This window comes from Polymorphospora sp. A560 (assembly GCF_045781765.1).
Taxonomy (GTDB): domain Bacteria; phylum Actinomycetota; class Actinomycetes; order Mycobacteriales; family Micromonosporaceae; genus Polymorphospora; species Polymorphospora lycopeni.
In genome coordinates, this window is record NZ_CP122282.1 from 3,366,426 (window position 1) to 3,386,824 (window position 20,399).

Sequence of the window (20,399 nt, forward strand, 5' to 3'; positions counted from 1 at the left end):
ACCGGGGGTGAAGGTCTCCACCGTACCGCCGGCGGTCACGCGATCAGCCCGATCGGACGGTCGCGAATCCGTCAGCGGTTCCGGTTGCGCGGATGGGCCGACCGGCCGGTTCCAGCGGTCTCATCGTCCATAGTGGAGCGTTCCGGTCGTCGGCGGTCAACCGACGATGACGACGTCGAGCCGGCGTGGGCCGTGCACACCCTCGATGCGGTGCAGTTCGATGTCGCTGGTGGCGCTCGGGCCACTGACGAAGGTGAGCGGCCGGGTCGCGTCCAGCCGGGCCAGTGCCTCGGGGACGAGGCCGACGACCTGTTCGGCCCGGACCACGCAGACGTGGTGGTCGGGGACGAGGGACAGGATCCGCCGGCCCTGGCCCGGCCCGCAGTCCAGGACGATGGTTCCGGTGTCGGCGACCGCGACGGCGCAGCCGGTGACGACGGCGTCGGCGGCGTCGAGGTCGCCGACGGTCAGCGGCGGCTGGTCGGTGAGTACGGTCGCGTCCGCCGTCGCCCGCCAGCCGGTCAGCCACTGCGGCGGGGTACCGGCGGGGACGACGAGCCGCCGTACGTCGTGGAGTGCCGCCGCGATGGCGTCCGCCACCTCGTCGGCGCCGCACCGGCGTACCCCGGCCCGGTAGTCGTGCAGCCGGTCGGCGAACCGGTCGAGCAGGTCGGGGTGGCCCGGGGGAAGGGCGCCGGCCCGGCGGTAGTCGCGCGGCACGGTGACCCCGCCGGCACCGTCCGGCACCGCCTGCCGGAGGCGGGCGAGGATCCGTTCGCGGGCGTTCATGGTGTGTTCCCTCCGTCTTCGGCCCGGCCGGACCGGGCCCACCATTCGCGGAACGTCTGGGCCGGTGGTGCGGGCAGGTCCCGGCTGCGGGTCCAGGCCGCGCCCGGGCCGGGCAGCCGGCGGATCCGGGGCGGGGCGGGGTCGCGGCGGCTCTGCCAGCGGGCGAGGAGCCGGCCCCAGCGGCTGAGTCGTTGGGCGATCCGTAGCCGGCGGGGGTCACGGAGCGTCCACGCGACCGCGCCGAGGCCGGCCGCCTCGGCCGACGGCAGCGGCCCGGACCGGGCCTCGGTCGCCCGGGCGCGCAGGTGCACCAGCATGGCCGGGATGTCGATCCGGACCGGGCAGGCGTCGAAGCAGGCGCCGCAGAGTGACGACGCGAACGGCAGCGCGGCGTTCGGGTCGTCGCCGCCGGTGATGCCGGTCAGTTGCGGGGAGAGCACCGCCCCGATCGGGCCGGGGTAGACCGACCCGTACGCGTGGCCGCCGGCGCGCTCGTAGACGGGGCAGACGTTCAGGCACGCCGAACAGCGGATGCAGTGCAGGGCGGCGCGGCCGTGCGGGTCGGCGAGGACGGCGCTGCGGCCGTTGTCGAGCAGGACGACGTGGACGTGCTGCGGCCCGTCGCCGGGCGTCACCCCGGTCCACATCGAGGTGTACGGGTTCATCCGTTCGCCGGTGCTGGAGCGGGGGAGGAGCTGCAGGAACACCTCCAGGTCCTGCCAGGTCGGCACGAGCTTCTCGATCCCGACGACGGAGATGAGGGTTTCCGGGAGGGTGAGGCACATCCGGCCGTTGCCCTCCGACTCGACCACCGACAGGGTGCCGGTCTCGGCGACGGCGAAGTTCGCCCCGGAGACGGCGACCCGGGACCGCAGGAACGTGGCGCGCAGGTGCCGGCGGGCGGCCTCGGCCAGCGCGGCCGGGTCGTCGCTCAGCTCCGGGTCGACGCCGGGCATCTCCCGGCGGAAGATGTCGCGGATCTCCCGCCGGTTGCGGTGGATGGCGGGGACCAGGATGTGGCTTCCCTCGTCCCGGCCGAGTTGGACGATCAGTTCGGCGAGGTCGGTCTCCACCGCCCGTACGCCGGCATCCGCGAGCGCCTCGTTGAGGCGGATCTCCTGGGTCACCATCGACTTGACCTTGACGACCTCGTCGGCGCCGGTGGCCCGGACGAGGTCGGTGACGATCCGGCGGGCGTCGGCGGCGTCGGCGGCCCAGTGCACGGTCGCCCCGCGGGCGGTGGCCGCGGCCTCGAACGTGGTCAGCAGTTCCGGCAGCCGGGCCAGCACGTCGGCCTTGATGGCGCTGCCGGCCAGGCGCAGCTCTTCCCAGTCGGGTACCTCGGCGACCATCCTGCGCCGCTTCTCCCGGATGGTGGCGGTGGCGTTGCCGAGGTTGTGGCGCAACTGGGTGTCGCGCAGCGTACGCGCCGCGGCGGCCGGGAACGGCTCGTCGCCGCGCAGCCGCGACCCGGGGTCCGCGGTCGGTGGGCCGGGCATGCCGAGGAACGTCGTCACGGTGTCGCCTCCGTCGCCAGGATCTCCGCCAGATGCGCGGTCCGCACCCCGCCGTGTGGTGTCGAGGTGGTCAGTCGGGCCAGGCCCCCGCCGATGTGCAGCAGGCACGACGCGTCGCCGGCGGTCACCACCCGGGCCCCGGTCGACCCGACGTGCCGCAGCTTGTCCGCCAGCATCGCCGCGGAGGTGTCGGCGTTCTTCAGCGCGAACGTGCCGCCGAAGCCGCAGCACTCGTCGGCCGCCGGCAGTTCGACCAGGTCGATGTCGCGTACCCGGCGCAGCAGGCGCAGCGGGCGGTCGCCGACCCGGGTCATCCGCAGCGAGTGGCAGGTCGGGTGGTAGGTGACCCGGTGCGGGTAGGTCGCGCCGACGTCGGTGACCCCCAGCACGTCGACCAGCAGTTCGCTCAGCTCGTAGGTGCGGGCGGCGACGGCGCGGGCCCGCGCCGCCAGTTCGTGGTCGCCGGCAGCCTCGGCGACCACGGCGTGCTGGTGCCGGATCGAGCCGGTGCAGGAGCCGGACGGCACGACCACCGCCTCGGCGTCCTCGTACGCCTCGACGTAGCGGCGGACCAGGGGGAGTGCCTGGCGCGGGTAGCCGGAGTTGACGTGCATCTGCCCGCAGCAGGTCTGGGCCGGGTCGAAGGTCACCCGGTGGCCGAGGCGACGCAGCAGCGTGACGGTGGCGATACCGACCCGCGGGGCGATGGTGTCGGCCAGGCAGGTCACGAACAGGGCGATACGCACGGCTAAATGGTCAGGCCATTTCTCCCGTGGTGCAAGCCCGGATGTCTAGACTCGCGCCGTGACGGTGGAACAGCTCTTCTCGCCGGTGGTCGGCGCCCGCCCCCACGAGGCGATCCTCGGCCAGGTGGAGCAGCTGCTCAGCGCCGGACTGCTGCGCCCCGGCGACCGCCTGCCCAGCGAGCGGAGCCTCGCCGAACGGCTCGGTGTCAGCCGTCCCACCGTCCGGGAGGCGATGCGGACCCTGGAGGCGCTCGGCGTCGCCCGGCCCGCCGACACGGCCGGACGTGGCAGCGCCGCGGTGATCGCCGGTCGGGCCGACACCGCGCTCGGGGCGGTGCTGCGGCTCGCGATCGCCACCAGTGACCTGTCGGTGCCGGACGTCGTCGACACCAGGGTGCTGCTCGAGCGGGACGCGGTGTCCCGGCTGGCGCGTACGCCCGAACCGGCGCTCACGGCCGCCGAGGTGCTGCTGCGGGAGATGGACGAGCCCGGGCTCACGCCAGAGCGGTTCCATGCCGCCGACGTTTGGTTCCACATCGCACTCGCCGAGGCGGCCGGCAACCGGGCGGTGGCCCTGATGATGTCGTCCCTGCGGTACGCGATCGAGGGGTACGTCCTCGACCTGGTCGCCGGACTCGACGACTGGCCGGGCGTCAGCCGGCGGTTGCGGGTCGAGCACCGGGACATCCTGGCCGCGATCGCCGACCGCGACGCCGACGAGGCGGCCCGGCGGGTCGAGCGGCACATCCGCGCCTTCCACGGCACCGCGACCGCGTCCCGCTGACCGCCGGGTCCGGCGTCGCCGGCCCCTGTGCTCCCGTCAGGGTTGCAGGCGAATCGAGCGACGCCGACGTCTCCGGCGAAGCGACTCGATGCCTTGACAGTCGTCGTAACACGGTTGATACTTCCAGGCTAAGTGAAACGATTCATAGAGTTGTCGAGATCACGAGTGACGCTGAAGAACAGGTGGGCACTGTGGAGATGGCCGAGGTGGTGAGACCCTCCACCGCGCCCCGACCGGGGCGGTCCGCGGACGGCGGGGCTGACCGGAAAACCCGGCGGGCGCCGCGCCGCGGCGGTCGGCGGGCACCCGGCGCGGTGGCCGTCCTCCTACTGCCGTTCGTCGTACTCTTCCTGCTCTTCTACCTGGTGCCGATCGGTTACGCCATCCACCAGTCCTTCTTCAAGGTGCGGCGCGAGGGGACGTTCGGCCGTCCGGAAACCGTCTTCGGCGGCTTCGAGCAGTACGTCAGGGTCTTCGAGAACGAGGCCTTCCGGGAGAGCGTCGGCCGGGTCCTGCTCTTCGGGGTCGTCCAGGTGCCGGTCATGCTGGGACTGGCCCTGCTCTTCGCCCTGCTGCTCGATTCCGGCCTGCTGCCGTTGAAGCGTTTCTTCCGCCTCGCCTACTTCGCGCCGTACGCGGTGCCCGGCGTCATCGCGGCCATCATCTGGGGATTCCTCTACTCGCCGTCGCTGTCGCCGTTCAGTTGGGTCACCGAGCGGGTCCCGTTCATGTCCGGCTCGCTGGTCCTGTGGTCCCTGGCCAACGTCACCACCTGGATGTTCACCGGCTACAACATGTTGATCATATATGCGGCTCTCAAGGCCGTACCCCAGGAGTTGTACGAGGCCGCCAGGCTCGACGGAGCCGGCAACATCCGTATCGCACTGTCCATCAAGGTGCCCATGGTGCGCCCGGCCCTGGTCCTGACCGGCGTCTTCTCCATCATTGGAACGCTACAACTCTTCACCGAGCCGCAGGTCTTCCGGTCGCTGACCACCGCGGTCACCGGCAGCTACACGCCCAATCTCGTCGTCTTCAGCACCTCCGTCATACCCAACTTCAACCTCGCCGCCGCCTTCTCGGTCGTCCTGGCGCTGGCCACGTTCGCGTTGTCGTTCACCTTCCTCCGGATCGCCCAGAGGGGATCGTCGCTGTGACCGGGACCGCAAAGACCTCGGAGCGACACGTGTCCACCAGCCCATACGTCCGGAAGCTGCTGCCGCTGCTGGTCATGGTGGTCTTCGCCGGCTACATGCTCGCGCCGCTGTGGTGGCTGCTGATCGCCGCCAGCAAGAGCCGGGCCGACCTGACCTCGACCAACCCGCTGTGGTTCGCCGACTTCAACCTCGCCGACAACCTGGGCGACCTGTTCGCCTTCCAGGACGGCCTGTTCCTGCGCTGGATCCTCAACAGCGTCCTGTATGCCGGCGTCGGCGCGCTCGGCGCGACCGTCATCGCCGCGATGGCCGGCTACGCCCTGGCGAAGTTCGAGTTCCCCGGCCGGGAGGTCGTCTTCAACGTGGTGCTGGGCGGCGTACTGCTGCCGGCCACCACGCTCGCACTCCCACTGTTCCTCCTGTTGAGCCAGGCCGGTATGGCCGACACCCTCTGGGCGGTGCTGCTGCCCAGCCTGGTCAGCCCGTTCGGCGTCTACCTGAGCCGGGTGTACGCCGCCAGCAGCGTCCCGGACGAGCTGCTCGAAGCCGCCCGCGTCGACGGGCACGGCGAGCTGCGCGTCTTCTTCCGGGTGGCGGCGCCGCTCATGGCGCCCGGCCTGGTCACCGTGTTCCTCTTCCAGTTCGTGCAGATCTGGAACAACTTCTTCCTGCCCCTGATCATGCTGCGTGACGAGTCACTCTTCCCGGTCACGCTCGGCCTGTTCGCCTGGAACAGCCAGGCGACCCAACAGGCACCGGAACTGCGCACGCTGGTGATCGTCGGCGCCGCCGTCTCGGTCGTCCCACTGATCATCGCATTCCTTTCCCTGCAACGGTTCTGGCGGTCCGGGCTGACCACGGGCGGACTGAAGTAACGCCCTGACCGGCGGCCCGGACAGGCACTCACCCCGAATGAAAGAAAGAGGGTTCTATCGTGGATCGCTGGATGAGGCGCGGCGCCGCGGGCGCGCTGGCGGCGGTGCTCGCCGCGACCGTCGCCGGCTGCGGAGGCGGTGACGAGCCGGACAACGCGGCACAGGCGTGCGAGCCCGCCGACGGCCCGGTCACCCTGGAGTACTACTCCTGGGTGCCGGGGATCGACAAGGTCATCGACATCTGGAACGCCAAGAACCCCGACATCCAGGTCAAGTTCGTCACCGGCCCCGCCGGCCCCGACGGCGCGTACCAGAACTTCTTCAACGGGATCAAGGCCGGCAACGCGCCGGACCTCGCGCAGGTCGAGTACGACTCGCTGGCGAGCTTCCGGCTGCAGGACGGCCTGGTCAACCTGGCCGACTGCGAGGGCGTGCCCGAGGTCAAGGACAAGTTCGTCCCCTGGACCTGGCAGCAGGTCTCCTTCGGTGAGGCCGACGCGGTCTACGCCGTGCCGCAGGACATCGGTCCGATCGGCATGTACTACCGCGCCGACCTGTTCCAGGAGGCGGGGCTCCAGCCGCCGACGACCTGGGAGGAGTACTACGAGGCGGCGAAGGTGATCCGCACCAAGGGTGGCCACATCCACCACTTCGCCTCCGGCGACGTCAACTGGTTCCTCGGCCAGATCTGGCAGGCCGGCGGCCAGTGGTTCTCCGTCGACGGCGACCAGTGGACCGTGAGCCTGACCGGGTCGGAGTCGCAGCAGGTCGCCAACTACTGGCAGCGGATGCTGGACGAGGATCTGGCCCGGCCGATGGCGGGCTGGTCCGACGAGTGGTGGAACGCGATGAACACCGGTGAGATCTGGACCTGGGTCAGCCCGTACTGGGCCAACGCCCTGCTGTCCCAGAACGCCCCCGACGCCAGCGGCAAGTGGGCGGTCGCGTACATGCCACAGTGGACGGCTGGACAGCGGGCCGCCGGCAACTGGGGCGGATCCACCACCGCCGTGCTGCGCTCCACCGAACACCCCTACGAGGCGGCCAAGTTCGCGACCTGGCTCAACAGCGACCCCGAGGCCCTGCAGGCACTCAACGAGAACGGCGGCCTCTACCCGGCCACGGTCGAGGGCCAGCGGATGCCGGCGCTGGCGAAGCCGCTGCCGTACTTCGGCGACCAGGACATCTCCGGCATCTTCGCCGAGGCGGCCGGAAACGTGGACGCGGACTTCCCGTGGGGCCCGACCATGACGCAGACCTACAGCGACGTCCGGGACGGGTTCGCCCGCGCCATCGAAGGCAACGGCAACCTGACCACCGCCCTCGAATCCGCCCAGAACTCCACCGTCGACGCGCTGAAGTCGCAGTCGATCCCCGTCGCGGGCAACTGACCCGACGCCGACCGCATCCCCGACCACGGTCCGTCAGCACAGTTCACGAAGGAGACCTGAATCGATGTTGTTGCAACGCGCCTTCCGGGGCAGGTTCCGCCGCCACCTGGCGGTCGCCGCGACCGTCACCGTCGTCGCAGCCGGGCTGTCCGGCTCGGCCAACGCCGGCGCCACCCGCAAGTTGGACCACGTGGCGGGCACGGCGGGGGCCACGGCCGCCACCAGCCTGCCCTGTGCGGCCACCCAGCAACTGCGGGACATCCGCGTCCACGACCCCTTCATCATGCCGGACCCGGTCAGCGGCATCTACTACCTCTACCAGGGCAACACCGTCCGCCGCAGCATCGACCTCAAGCACTGGTGCGCGCCGGTGACGGTGTTCACCAACCCGCAGGGGTCCTGGGCGAACGCCGCACACGGCACGTGGGCACCGGAGGCCTGGCACTACAACGGCAGGTACTACTGGTTCGCCACCCTGCACAACCGGGACCGGGTGCTGGCCACCGCGTCGACCAACGGACAGCACTGCGGCGACTGCGGCCAGATCTGGCAGAACCAGCACTGGCGGGGCACCGTCATCGCCGCCGCCGACTCGCCGATGGGGCCGTTCGAACTGCTCAACCTCGACTCGCCGGTCGCCCCGTCGAACCACATGACGCTCGACGGGACGCTCTACGTCGACCCGGAGGGCCAGCCGTGGATGGTCTACGCCCACGAGTGGGTTCAGAAGATCGACGGCACGATCGAGGCCATCCGGCTGGAGCGTGACGCCGCAGGCAACCTGACCGGCCGCGGGCAGGGCGACCCGATCTACCTGTTCAAGGGTTCGGACGCCCCGTGGTACTACCAGGAGGGCCGGGTCGACGACGTCCAGCTTCCGCCGTACGTCACCGACGCCCCCTCGTTCTACCGCACCTACAACAACGAACTGCTCATGTTCTGGACGAGCTACCGCAAGCACAACAACGAGTACGTGGTGACGCTCGCCCGCTCCAAGTCCGGCGACCTCAAGGGCCCGTGGACCCAGGAGGACGTGGTGATCACCGAGAACAAGGGCCACTCGATGCTCTTCCGCACCTTCGCCGACAAGCAGTTCCCGCAGGGCCGGATCATGATGTCGCTGCACAACAACATGAACGGCGGCAGCGTCATCCGCACCGAGCTCTACGAGATGCGCGAGGCCGTGAAGAACCTCGTGGTGAAGAAGCAGCGGACCGACCTCGACGGCGACCCCGTGTCGCACTGGGTCTGGCCGCGGCAGTAGCACCGGCGGGTGACGCACACCCGCGATCGACAGACAGCCGGCCCGGACCCGGGCGCGCCATCCCCGGCGCCCGGGTCCGGGCCGGCGGCCGGTTCAACGAAGGGGCGAGCATGACTCGATGGATCGAATGGCCGACCGAACCCGGCCGACCACGGATGGGCTACGGCGCCGACTACAACCCGGACCAGTGGCCGCGCGAGGTGTGGGACGACGACGTCGCCGCCATGCGCGAAGCCGGGGTGAACATCGTCTCGCTGGCGATCTTCTCGTGGTCGCGGATCCAGCCCGCACCGCAGGAGTGGGACTTCGGCTGGCTCGACGAGGTGATGGACCTGCTGCACGACAACGGCATCGCCGTCGACCTTGCCACCGCCACCGCGTCGCCACCCCCGTGGCTGACCGCCGGGCATCCGGAGATCCTGCCGGTCAACCAACTCGGCGAGACGGTGTGGCCCGGCGCCCGGCAGCACTGGCGACCCACCTCGCCGGTCTTCCGGGAGCACGCGCTGCGACTGGTCGACGCCATGGCCCGCCGGTACGCCGGCCATCCGGCGCTCGTCGCCTGGCACGTGTCGAACGAACTCGGCTGTCACAACGCCTACGACTACTCCGACGACGCGGCCCGCGCGTTCCGCGACTGGCTGCGCGACCGGTACGGCACCCTCGACAGGCTCAACCACGCCTGGGGTACGGCGTTCTGGTCGCAGCGGTACGGCGACTGGGAGCACATCCTGCCGCCCCGGCTGGCCGCCGCCCACCCCAACCCGACCCAGCAGCTGGACTTCAAGCGGTTCTCCTCCGACGCCCTGCTCGATCACCTGCGCGCCGAGCGTGACCTGCTGCGTACGCTGACCCCCGGGGTGCCGGTGACGACCAACTTCATGGTCACCGGCCAGGTGAACGCCCTCGACTACGCCGGATGGGCCGACGAGGTCGACTTCGTCGCCAACGACCACTACCGGCGGCCCGGCCCGCAGACCTTCGACGAGCTCTCGTTCTCGGCCAACCTGACCGGCAACCTCGCCCGCGGCCGCCCCTGGTTCCTGATGGAACACTCCACCAGCGCCGTCAACTGGCAGCCGGTGAACCTGGTCAAGCGGCCCGGCGAACTCGCCCGCGACTCCCTCACCCACGTCGCGCACGGCGCCGACGCCGTCTGCTTCTTCCAGTGGCGGCAGTCCGCGGCCGGCGCGGAGAAGTACCACTCCGCGATGCTGCCCCAGGCCGGCCGCGACAGCGACGTCTTCCGGGCCGTCACCGCACTCGGCCGTACGCTGGCCGAACTCGCCCCCGTCGTCGGATCCGACCGGCGGCCGGCACGGGTCGCCATCGTCTACGACTGGGACTCGTGGTGGGGCGGCGAACTGGACTCGCACCCCACCGGCCGGCTCGACTACCGGCAGGAGGCACTCGACTGGTACTCCGCCCTGCTCGCCACCGGCACCCGGGCGGACGTGGTACCCGTCGACCACGACCTGGACCGGTACGACCTGGTGATCGCACCGGTGCTGTACGTCGTACCGGCGCGGCTGGCCGCCCGGCTGCGGGCGTACGTCGACGACGGCGGCCACCTCGTCACCACGTACTTCTCCGGCATCGTCGACGAGAACGACCACCTGTGGCCCGGCGCCTTTCCCGGCGCCCTGCGCGACCTGCTCGGCATCCGGATCCAGGAGTTCGGCCCACTGCTCGACACCACGACGGTGACCCTGTCCGACGGCGGCACCGGGAGCCTGTGGACCGACCACGTCGACGTCGTCGACCCGGCCGTCGAGGTGCTGGCCCGCTACCTCGACGGCGAACAGGCCGGCCGGCCCGCGATCACCCGCCGGACCGTCGGAGCCGGCTCGGCGACCTACGTCTCGACCCGGCTCGGCGTCACCGGCCTGCGACAGCTTCTCGACCCGATGCTCGTCCGTCTCGGCCTGCGCGGCGAGGTCGCCGACCTGGCGGGCCGCGTCGAACTCGCGGTACGCACCGACGGCGTCCACGACTTCTGGTTCCTGGTGAACCGGACCGACGAGGACGTCGTCACCGGCATCGAGGGGGAGGTGCTGGTCGGGGCCGGCGAGGCGTCCACCGTCCCCGCCCGTGGCGTACTGGTCCTGCGCCGCCCGGTCTGACCACGGCCGCGCCCGGCCCCCGAGGCGCCGGGCGCGGCCGCCGTCAGGCGGTCAGCCGACGCTCGGCCGCCGCCCAGGCCGCCTCGTGACCGCGCGGCTCGTACCGCACCACCGGCTGGGTCCGGGCCACCAGTGAACGCAGCTCGGCCAGGCCACCGCCGACGGCACCGACCGCGCGCGCCTGGACCAGCACGTTGCCCAGTGCTGTCGCCTCCACCGGCCCGGCCAGCACCGGCAGCCCGCAGGCATCGGCGGTCAGCTGGCAGAGCAGGCCGTTGCGGGCGCCGCCACCGACGACGTGGATGACGTCGACATCGCGGCCGGACAGCTCGCGCGCCTGGCGGGCGGTACGCCGGTAGGCCAGCGCGAGGCTGTCGAGGATGCAGCGGGTGACCTCCGCCGGCGTACCCGGAACGGGCTGCCCGGTACGGCGGCAGACGTCGGCGATGCGGGCCGGAATGTCGCCCGGCGGCAGGAACACCGGATCGTCGCAGTCGACGACGGCGGCGAACGGGGTCACCTCGGCGGCGGCGGCGAGGACCGCCGCCAGGTCCGGCCGCGCTCCGGCCGCCGCCCAGCCACGCATCGACTCCTGCAGCAGCCACAGCCCCATGACATTGCGCAGGTAGCGGACCGTGCCGTCCGCGCCGGACTCGTTGGTGAAGTTGGCCCGACGGCTCGCGTCGGTCAGCACCGGCCGGTCCAGCTCGACCCCCACCAGCGACCACGTGCCGCAGGAGATGTAGAGGAACCGGTCGTCGCGGGCGGGTACGCCGGCGACGGCGGACGCGGTGTCGTGCGACCCGACCACCGTGACCGGGACCGCACGGTCGGCCCCGACCTGTCGTGTCACCGCCGGCAGCAGCGTCCCGCCGGGCTCGCCCGGTTCCCGCAGGCGGGGGAGCAGCCCACCGGGCAGCCCCAGCCGCTCGACGAGGTCGAGTGCCCAGCCGCGCCGGCGTACGTCGAGCAGTTGGGTGGTGGAGGCGTTGGTGACCTCGGCCCCGAGTTCACCGGTGAGCCAGTACGACAGCAGGTCCGGGATGAGCAGCATCGTGCCGGCCGCGTCCAGCAGCCCCGCCCGCTTGGCCGCGACCAGCTGGTAGACGGTGTTGAACGGCAGCGCCTGCAGGCCGGTGACGTCGTACAGGTGGCCGGCACCGAGCTGCGCCGACACCTGCGCCATGACGCCGTCGGTGCGCCGGTCCCGGTAGTGCACCGGGCTGCCGAGCAGGTGCCCGTGCCCGTCGAGCAGGCCGAAGTCGCACCCCCACGAGTCGATGCCGACACTGGCCAGCTCCGGGTGGTCGGCCAGCGTCGCGCGCAGGCCGGCGAGCACCTGCTCGTACAGGCCCAGGATGTTCCAGTGCAGGGTGCCGCGCACCTCGACCGGATCGTTGCCGAACCGGTGGACGGCGGTGAGGTCGAGGTCGTCCGGGCCGACCCGGCCGGCCATGACCCGGCCGCCGGAGGCGCCCAGGTCGACGGCCGCCACGACGGCCGGCCGCCCACCGGTCGGCCGGGTCAACGGAGGAAGGCGGCGGCGACGCCGGCGTCGACCGGAACGTGCAGCCCGGTGGTGTGCGACAGTTCCCCGGCGGTCAGGACGAAGACGGCGTTTGCCACGTGCTCGGGCAGTACCTCCCGCTTCAGCAGTGTGCGCTGGGCGTAGAAGGCGCCGAGCTCGGATTCGGGTACGCCGTACACCGCCGCCCGCTGCGCGCCCCAGCCGCCGGCGAAGATGCCGGAGCCGCGTACGACACCGTCGGGGTTGACGCCGTTGACCCGGATGCCGTGCGCCCCGAGTTCGGCGGCGAGCAGTCGGACCTGGTGCGCCTGGTCCGCCTTGGCCGCCCCGTACGCCACGTTGTTCGGCCCGGCGAAGAGCGAGTTCTTGCTGGAGATGTAGACGATGTCGCCGCCCAGGCCCTGTTCGACCAGGATTCGGGCGGCCTCGCGGGAGACCAGGAAGGAGCCCTTGGCCATCACGTCGTGCTGCAGGTCCCAGTCCTGTTCGGTCGTCTCCAGCAGCGGCTTGGAGATCGACAGCCCGGCGTTGTTGACGACCAGGTCCACCCCGCCGAACGCGAGGACCGCGTCCCGCAGCGCGGCGGCCACCGCGTCGGCGTCGGTGACGTCGGCGGCGACGGCGATCGCCGTGTCGGTGTCACCGATCTCCCGCGCGACCGTCCTGGCGGCGCCGGCGTCCCGGTCGGCGACGACGACGCAGGCGCCCTCGGCCGCGAGCCGGTGGGCGGTCGCCCGGCCGATCCCGGACCCGCCGCCGGTGACGAACGCGACCCGGGTCGCCAGCGGCTTCGGGCGGGGCATCCGGCGCAGCTTCGCCTCTTCGAGGGCCCAGTACTCGATCCGGAACTTCTCGGCCTCGTCGATCGGCGCGTACGTCGACACCGCCTCCGCCCCGCGCATGACGTTGATCGCGTTGACGTAGAACTCGCCGGCGACCCGGGCGGTCTGCTTGTTGGCGCCGTAGCTGAACATGCCGATCCCGGGCACGAGCACGATCGCCGGGTCGGCACCGCGCATCGGCGGCGAGTCGGCGTCGGCGTACCGCTCGTAGTAGGCCCGGTAGTCGCGGCGGTACTCCTGGTGCAGTTCCCGCAGGCGGGCGACGACGGCGTCCAGCGGGGCGTCCGGCGGCAGGTCCAGCACCATCGGCCGCACCTTCGTGCGCAGGAAGTGGTCGGGGCACGAGGTGCCGAGGGCGGCGAGGCGCGGATGTCCGGCCCGGGAGACGAAGTCCAGGACGGTGTCGCTGTCGGTGAAGTGGCCGACCTGGGGCCGGTCGGTGGAGGCCAGGCCGCGGATGACGGGCGCGAGCGCGGCCGCCTGGGCCCGCCGGTCCGGCTCGGGCAGCGGTTCGTATCCGGGGATCGGGGCACCGAACGGCTCGGGCCGTCCGCGGGTGGCCAGGAAGTCGGCGGCCGTACCGATGATCTCCAGTGAGCGGGCTTCGCACTCCTCGCTGGTGGCCCCCCAGGCGGTGATGCCGTGCCCGCCGAGGATCACGCCGATCGCCTGCGGGTTGTCGCGGGCGATGGCGGCGATGTCGAGCCCGAGCTGGAACCCGGGGCGGCGCCACGGCACCCACACGACCCGGTCGCCGAAGATCTCCTTGGTCAGTTCCGGCCCGTCGGCGGCGGTCGCGATCGCGATGCCGGAGTCCGGGTGCAGGTGGTCGACGTGCGCCGCGTCGACGAGGCCGTGCATCGCCGTGTCGATCGACGGCGCCGCCCCGCCCCGGCCGTGCAGGCAGTAGTCGAACGCGGCGACCATCTCGTCCTCGCGCTCGATGCCGGGGTAGCCGCCGACCAGCGCGCGCAGCCGGTCCAGCCGCAGGACCGCCAGGCCGGCCGGCGTGAGCGTGCCGAGGTCGCCGCCGGACCCCTTCACCCACAGCAGGTCGACCGGCTCGCCGGTCACCGGGTCGGCGGCCCGCCCCTTCGCGGAGGTGTTGCCGCCGGCGTAGTTGGTGTTGCGCGGGTCGGCGCCGAGCCGGTTCGACCGCGTGACCAGATCATCCACTGTAGACATTCTCAGGCCCCCCAGCCCGCCTGCTCGCCGCCGACCCGTTCGGCCCTGACCTTCTCGAGGTAGCCCGACCGCCGGTAGGCCCCGACCGGGTCGGGGTCCAGGCCCATCTCGGTGCGCAGGTCGCGCAGGAGCGGACGTACGTCGGTGTTGTAGGCGTCCATCAGTACGGCGTTGGCCCCGAGCACGTCACCGGAACGCTGCGCGGCGGCCAGTGCCTCGACGTCGACCAGGAGCGCCTTCGCCGTCGCCTCCTGCACGTTGAGCACCGAGCGGATGACCGCCTCGACCTTGGGCTCGATGTTGTGGCACTGGTCGAGCATGAAGGCGATGCCGTACGTCGGCCGCAACGCGTCCGCCCCCACGATCTCGTGCATGACGCGGAACAGTTCGAAGGGGTTGGCGGCGCCGACCATCAGGTCGTCGTCGGCGTAGAACCGTGAGTTGAAGTCGAATCCGCCCAGCCGCCCGGCCCGCAGGAGGAACGCCACGATGAACTCGACGTTGGTGCCCGGCGCGTGGTGGCCGGTGTCGATGACCACCTGGGCCCGCTCGCCGAGTTCGACGCAGTGCGCGTAGGCCGTGCCCCAGTCCGGCACGTCGGTCATGTAGAAGGCCGGCTCGAACAGCTTGTACTCCAGCAGCAGCCGCTGGTCGCCGGTGAGCCGCCCGTACGCCTCGCGCAGCGCCGCCGTGAGCCGGTCCTGCCGCTGCCGGATGCTGTCCTGCCCCGGATAGTTCGTGCCGTCGGAGAACCACAGCTTGAGGTCGCGCGACCCGGTCGCGTCCATGATGTCGACGCACTCGAGCAGGTGGCCGATCGCCTTGCGGCGTACCGCGGGGTCGGGGTTGGTGACCGAGCCCAGCCGGTAGTCGTCGTCCTGGAAGACGTTGGCGTTGATGGTGCCGAGTCCGACCCCCTGCTCCTTGGCGTACGCCGCCAGGACCGCGTAGTCGTCGACCCTGTCCCAGGGGATGTGCAGCGCCACGGTCGGCGCCACGCCGGTGAAGCGGTGCACCGTCGCGGCGTCGGCGATCTTCTCGTACGGGTCGCGGGGCACGCCCTCCTGTCGGAAGACCTTGAACCGGGTTCCGGAGTTGCCGTAGGCCCAGGACGGTGTCTCGATCCGTTGTTCGCGTAGGGCGGCCAGGACCCGGGTACGCGTGGTGGGGGCGATGTCGGTCATGGTCGGCCTTCCAGTTGGTCTTCGAGGTGGAACACCTCGTCGAGGACGAGGAACCCGCGGTCCGGTCGTCCGTCCGGCAGGTCGACGAAGAACGGCGCCATCTCGGCCTGCCAGCGCCCGTTGACGTCGGTGCGCTCCATCGCCGCGACCGCCTCGTCGAGGTTCCCGGTCACGAAATAGCCGACGAGCAGCCCGTCGTCGCGCAGGAACAACGAATAGTCGTGCCAGCCCGCCGCCTTGAGTGCCGCCAGCATCTCCGGCCACACGGCGGCGTGACGGTCCCGGTACTCCGCCAGCCGGTCGGCTCTCACCTGCAGGGTGAAGCAGATCCTGCCCATGCCGCACCTTTCGCAAGTCGTGAAACGTTTCATGGAGCATCAAGAGGATATGGGGCCGCCCATGCGGGGTCAAGGACTCTGAAAACCGCCGCCGTGGTGTTACGTTGAGGAGTCGTACGCTGACGGTCCGACGTTGATATGTCACATGCGTCTATTGACTGTCGCCGCGGGGGCATCCGTGCGCGCACTGCGCGTATAGTTAACTGCCCTTCTGCTGGTACGTTTCATCCATCGGGTGCTCATGTCGGCCTCGGGGCTGTACATGCCGGGATCATGTCGATAGTTGAGGGGAAGATGGCGTCCGCCAACATCAAGCAGGTCGCGCAGCACGCCGGCGTGTCACTCGGCACCGTGAGCAACGTGCTCAACCGGCCCGACCTGGTCTCGCCGGCAACCCGCCAGCGGGTGCTCGACTCCATCGCGACGCTCGGCTACGTGCGCAACGACTCCGCCAGGCAGTTGCGGGCCGGCCGTAGCCGCACCGTCGCCATCGTCGTCCTGGACGTCTCCAACCCCTTCTTCACCGACGTTGTGCGGGGTGCCGAGGCGGTCGTGGAGGAGGCCGGCGGGATGCTGGTGGTCTGCAACAGCGGCGAGGACGCCGACCGTGAGACCCGCCACCTCGACATGCTCGAGGAGCAACGCGTCCAGGGGCTGCTCATCACCCCCGTCTCCGACGGTCGCCACCCCCGCCTCGACGCGTTCGTCGCCCACGGCATCCCCGTCGTGCTCGTCGACCGCGGATCCGGCCATCCGAGCCGGTGTTCGGTGGCGGTCGACGACATCACCGGCGGGCGGCTGGCCGCCGACCACCTCGCCGACCACGGCCACAGGCGCATCCTCTACGTGGGCGGCCCGATGACGATCCGCCAGGTCGCCGACCGGCACGCCGGTGCCGCGGCCGCGCTCACCGAACGCGCCGACGGCGTACGCTTCGACGTCCACGAGACGCCGACCCTCTCGGTCGCGGCCGGACGCCAGGCCGCCGACGATCTCGTCGCGCTACCCGCGAGCCGGCGACCGACGGCGGTCTTCTGCGCCAACGACCTGCTGGCGCTCGGCGTCCTGCAGGGGCTGACCGCGCACGGTCTGCGGGTGCCCCACGACATCGCGCTGGTGGGCTACGACGACATCGAGTTCGCCGCCGCCGCCGCGGTCCCGCTGAGTTCCGTACGCCAGCCTCGCGAACAACTCGGCCGTACCGCGGCCCAACTGCTTCTCGAAGAGTCCGGTGGCAGCGCGAAGCACAGCCACCGGCACGTCGTGTTCCAGCCGGAGCTGGTGATCCGGGCCTCCAGCGCCCGCGAGCGGAAACGTGCCCGGAGCTGACGGTGGCGGTGGAACGTCGACCCTGAGCCGGTTGGTGGGGCGGTCGCCGCTGACCGGTGTGGGCAAGATCCTTCAGCTTCCCGCCTGAGCGGAACCCGCGCCTTCCGACGTTTCGACGAGGGACAACGCCTGCCGCCCGGGCCCGGCCGGGGAGTCGGCGCAAATGGCGTACCGGCCGAACGGACTGCATCGCGATGTCAATGTTATGTTAGCGTTATCAAGCGTGGGTGGAAGGAGTGCGGTGGCGGAGGCGCCCGTACGGATGGCCGGGCCGCATGGCCCGGGCGAGGTCCGCGGGTACGCCGACCACAGCGGTGTGGTCGATCGGCCGGTTTCCGTCCGGGCGGCGATCCCCGCGCGGCCGTCGCCCGGCACGGCTGCCGCGACGACGGCCGGCGCGAGGTGAGCCCGAAGCCCGTTCCCCTGCCGCGCGCGTACCCGGAAGTGTTCTCCGGCGGCGGGGCGACCTCGGCGCGTCCGTGTACCGCGCCGTCGGTGGAGCCCGTCGGATATGGTCCCATTGGTCTGATGATTGTGTGGTTGGCGGGCCGCCTGACCTGGGCGGCAGGCCCGCCGGCCGGGGCGGGCGAGGCGATGGTGGCGGTGTGGAACGGGTACCCGGCCCCGGTCCACCCGCGGCGGGGGGAAGCATGGCCGACGTGAGCGTGGCGAAGAGTCGACGGATGCCGGTCATGGGGGATGTCGCTCGGCTGGCCGGCGTGTCGCACATGACCGTCTCCCGCGTCCTCAACGAGCCCGAGTCGGTCCGTCCGGAGACCCGCGAGCGGGTCCTGCTGGCCATCGAGCAGCTCGGCTACCGACGCAACAGCGCCGCGCGGAGCCTGGTCACCCGGCGTTCGCAGACCCTCGGCGTGGTCTGCTTCGACACCACCCTGTACGGGCCGGCGTCGATGTTCAACGGCATCGTGCACGCCACCGAGGAGGCGGGCTACGCGGTCAGCGTGGCGAGCCTGCGTCGCCCCACCGCCGACGCCGCCACGCAGGCCGTCCAGCGCCTCGTGCACCAGTCGGTGGAGGGGCTGGTCCTGATCGCGCCGCAGGCCGCCGAGGCGATGGCGTTCGTCCGGGCACTGCCGACCAACATTCCGGTGGTCGCCGTGGAGAACGCGCTGCCGAACGTCACGAGTGTCTCGGTCGACCAGGTGCTGGGCGCCCGGATGGTCACCGAGCACCTCCTGTCGCTGGGGCACGAGACCGTGCACCACGTGCGCGGGCCGCTGGACTGGAGCGAGGCGAACGGGCGGGTCGAGGGCTGGGCGGCCGCGCTGGAGGAGCACGGCCGGATGGTGCCGCGCGAACTCGTCGGCGACTGGAGCGCCAGGTCCGGCTACGCGGCGGGGCAGAAGCTGGTCCGGGACCCCCGCGCCACCGCGGTGTTCGCCGCCAACGACTCGATGGCGCTGGGTGTGATGCGGGCGTTGCTCGACGCCGGCGCCCGGGTGCCCGAGGACGTCAGCGTGGTGGGTTTCGACGACATCCCCGAGGCGGCGTTCGTGACGCCGCCGCTGACCACCGTGAGCCAGCCGTTCCGCGAGGTCGGGCAGCGCAGCATCGAGATCCTTCTGGACGAGATGGAGGGGGGAGAGGCGGGAGCGACCTCCGTCATCCCCCCGGAACTGGTGGTTCGCGACAGCACGTCGCACCGCCGGTCGTAGGGCGTTCGGCGGGGCCGCGTACGTGGGGGCGCCCACGGCGGCCCCGTGCGCAACCTATTGGAAACAATCTCTTCGCCACATCTTGACGGTAGTGAAGTTAACGCTAACATCGTCCGTGACTCCAATCACCACCGCGCTGAACCCCCATCGGAACACGCGTAACTGGTAGGGAGAACGCTTTCGATGTGGCTCCGCACTGTTATCGCTCACCGATTCCGGGCCCGGGATCGGCGTCGATACGGCCCGCCGTCCGGCGGGGTCATGGCGCTTCGCGCCGCCGGTCCCGCGGTGGTCACGACAACCGGAACGTCCCCGGCTCGCCGGACCGCACGGCGGCTTCCTTTCGCACGATGAACCCCAGGAGAGGCATCATGAGAAGAACCTTGGGCAGACGCACCGCCCTGCGTTCGCTGGCGGGAGCCCTCGTCGCCGCGCTGGCGATCAGCGTCGGGGCGTGCACCGGCGACGACTCGAGCGGGCCGAGCGTCGCCGAGGCCGGCCCCAACGGCATCGACGACGGCAGCGAACTCACCCTGTGGACCCGCGCCCCGCTGGAGAAGCAGGCGAAGCTCCTCGTCGACGCCTACAACGCCAGCCACCAGAACAAGGTCAAGCTGACCGTCGTCCCCAACGACGACTACGTCGCCAAGGTCGGCGCCGCGGCCGGCTCGGACAGCCTCCCGGACCTCTTCGCCGCCGACATCGTCTACGTGCCGAACTGGGTCAACCAGGGACTGTTCCAGGACCTCAGCGCCAACGTCGGCGGCCTCGGCTTCAAGGACTCCATCAACAAGGGACACCTCGCCGCCGGCACCCTCGACGGCAAGGAGCACGTGCTCCCCTTCGTCCTGGACCTGTCGATGCTGTTCTGGAACAAGCAACTCTTCCGCGACGCCGGCCTCGACCCGGAGAAGGCCCCGGCCAACCTCACCGAGTACGCCGCCGCCGCCAAGGCCGTGCAGGCACTGAAAAGGGAGGGCGTCTACGGCACGGCCGCCGGCCTGAACTGCGGCGGGTGCCTCGTCTTCACCTGGTTCCCCGCCATCTGGGCCGACGGCGGTGAGGTACTCAGCGACGACGGCACCGAGGCCAAGCTCGCCGACGACACCGCCCAGAAGGTCTACAGCACCTGGCAGGACCTGTGGAAGTCCGGCGCCGTGCTGCCCGCCTCGGCGGGCGAGACCGGTCCGACCTGGACCGCCGCGTTCACCGAGGGCAACGTCGGCCTGATGCTCTACCCGGCGACGCTGCTGTCCTCGACGCCGTTCGACGTCGGTGTCGCCGGCATCCCCGGCCCCAGCGGCGGCGCCTCCACCTTCGTCGGCGGCGACGGCATCGGCGTCTCCAAGGACTCCAAGAAGGCGGCCCAGGCCTGGAACTTCCTGAGCTGGATGATGTCCGAGGAGGCCCAGGTCGAGGTGCTGGCGAAGAACAAGGACGTGGTGTCGCGCTCCGACCTCGCCAACAACAAGTACGCCGCCGAGGACCCGCGGCTGGTCACCATCAACGAGGTGGCCGGCAAGGGCGACACCCCCGTCGCGCTGAACTTCCAGCAGGCGTTCAACGCCCCGAACAGCCCGTGGCTGACCCTCGTACGCAACCAGGTGCTCAACGGCAGCGGCAACCTCCAGCAGGACAACGGCGAGATCACCGCCGTGCTCAAACAGTAGG

16 protein-coding genes are annotated in these 20,399 nt (G+C 71.2%); 9 read left to right on the forward strand and 7 right to left on the reverse strand.

Translation table 11 applies throughout. From position 1 onward, the window contains the following. Positions 1-156 precede the first annotated feature (156 nt). The 3 genes from QCD66_RS15275 to QCD66_RS15285 are packed head-to-tail and all read right to left on the reverse strand — an operon-like array spanning position 157 to position 3,052. Positions 157-789 (reverse strand): lactate utilization protein C, encoded by a 633-nt coding sequence (locus QCD66_RS15275; RefSeq protein ID WP_375733498.1) that lies wholly within the window; start codon positions 787-789, stop codon positions 157-159. Next, positions 786-2,288 carry a lactate utilization protein B gene (locus QCD66_RS15280; RefSeq protein ID WP_375733544.1) on the reverse strand — a complete coding sequence of 501 codons (1,503 nt, stop codon included), beginning with the start codon at positions 2,286-2,288 and terminating at the stop codon, positions 786-788. Before QCD66_RS15280 ends, QCD66_RS15275 begins: the two co-directional genes overlap by 4 nt. Before the next feature lie 14 nt (positions 2,289-2,302). Next, positions 2,303-3,052 carry a (Fe-S)-binding protein gene (locus tag QCD66_RS15285; protein WP_357539106.1) on the reverse strand — a complete coding sequence of 250 codons (750 nt, stop codon included), beginning with the start codon at positions 3,050-3,052 and terminating at the stop codon, positions 2,303-2,305. Between the two features lie 58 nt (positions 3,053-3,110). Between QCD66_RS15285 and QCD66_RS15290 the strand changes: the two genes are divergently transcribed. The 6 genes from QCD66_RS15290 to QCD66_RS15315 all read left to right on the forward strand — a co-directional run bounded on the left by QCD66_RS15290 (position 3,111) and on the right by QCD66_RS15315 (position 10,646). After that, a complete protein-coding gene (locus tag QCD66_RS15290) occupies positions 3,111-3,836 on the forward strand; it encodes a FadR/GntR family transcriptional regulator (protein ID WP_375733501.1) in 726 nt (241 codons plus the stop codon). 314 nt (positions 3,837-4,150) lie between these two features. Continuing rightward, the gene (locus QCD66_RS15295; protein ID WP_357539108.1) at positions 4,151-4,993 is read left to right on the forward strand and encodes a sugar ABC transporter permease; all 843 of its coding nucleotides are present in this window, start codon (positions 4,151-4,153) and stop codon (positions 4,991-4,993) included. 29 nt (positions 4,994-5,022) lie between these two features. Next, positions 5,023-5,868: a carbohydrate ABC transporter permease gene (locus QCD66_RS15300; RefSeq protein ID WP_357539109.1), complete on the forward strand. Its 846-nt coding sequence runs from the start codon at positions 5,023-5,025 to the stop codon at positions 5,866-5,868. Between the two features lie 71 nt (positions 5,869-5,939). After that, entirely contained in the window at positions 5,940-7,259 is a 1,320-nt protein-coding gene (locus tag QCD66_RS15305) for an extracellular solute-binding protein (RefSeq protein ID WP_364216794.1), read from the forward strand. Positions 7,260-7,323: 64 nt separating this feature from the next. Then, positions 7,324-8,523 carry a glycoside hydrolase family 43 protein gene (locus tag QCD66_RS15310; protein ID WP_364216791.1) on the forward strand — a complete coding sequence of 400 codons (1,200 nt, stop codon included), beginning with the start codon at positions 7,324-7,326 and terminating at the stop codon, positions 8,521-8,523. 110 nt (positions 8,524-8,633) lie between these two features. Next, positions 8,634-10,646, forward strand: a complete 2,013-nt coding sequence (locus QCD66_RS15315; RefSeq protein WP_375733502.1) for a beta-galactosidase — start codon at positions 8,634-8,636, stop codon at positions 10,644-10,646. 43 nt (positions 10,647-10,689) lie between these two features. Here the strand turns inward: QCD66_RS15315 and QCD66_RS15320 are convergent, their stop codons facing one another. The 4 genes from QCD66_RS15320 to QCD66_RS15335 are packed head-to-tail and all read right to left on the reverse strand — an operon-like array spanning position 10,690 to position 15,723. Then, on the reverse strand, positions 10,690-12,174 hold the full coding sequence (locus tag QCD66_RS15320; protein ID WP_375733503.1) for a rhamnulokinase family protein: 1,485 nt from the start codon (positions 12,172-12,174) through the stop codon (positions 10,690-10,692). Next, entirely contained in the window at positions 12,171-14,192 is a 2,022-nt protein-coding gene (locus QCD66_RS15325) for a bifunctional aldolase/short-chain dehydrogenase (protein ID WP_375733504.1), read from the reverse strand. The genes QCD66_RS15320 and QCD66_RS15325 overlap by 4 nt, the downstream gene beginning before the upstream one ends. 11 nt (positions 14,193-14,203) lie before the next feature. Continuing rightward, a complete protein-coding gene (gene rhaI, locus QCD66_RS15330; protein ID WP_375733505.1) occupies positions 14,204-15,385 on the reverse strand; it encodes an L-rhamnose isomerase in 1,182 nt (393 codons plus the stop codon). Continuing rightward, a complete protein-coding gene (locus QCD66_RS15335) occupies positions 15,382-15,723 on the reverse strand; it encodes an L-rhamnose mutarotase (protein ID WP_364216776.1) in 342 nt (113 codons plus the stop codon). Before QCD66_RS15335 ends, rhaI begins: the two co-directional genes overlap by 4 nt. Positions 15,724-15,996: 273 nt before the next feature. On the opposite strand from QCD66_RS15335, the gene QCD66_RS15340 reads away from it, so the two are divergent. The 3 genes from QCD66_RS15340 to QCD66_RS15350 all read left to right on the forward strand — a co-directional run bounded on the left by QCD66_RS15340 (position 15,997) and on the right by QCD66_RS15350 (position 20,398). Beyond that, a complete protein-coding gene (locus QCD66_RS15340) occupies positions 15,997-17,052 on the forward strand; it encodes a LacI family DNA-binding transcriptional regulator (protein ID WP_364216773.1) in 1,056 nt (351 codons plus the stop codon). A gap of 692 nt (positions 17,053-17,744) precedes the next feature. After that, positions 17,745-18,728 (forward strand): LacI family DNA-binding transcriptional regulator, encoded by a 984-nt coding sequence (locus QCD66_RS15345; RefSeq protein WP_364216770.1) that lies wholly within the window; start codon positions 17,745-17,747, stop codon positions 18,726-18,728. A gap of 371 nt (positions 18,729-19,099) precedes the next feature. Further along, entirely contained in the window at positions 19,100-20,398 is a 1,299-nt protein-coding gene (locus QCD66_RS15350; RefSeq protein WP_375733506.1) for an ABC transporter substrate-binding protein, read from the forward strand. The last annotated feature ends 1 nt before the right edge of the window (position 20,399 follow it).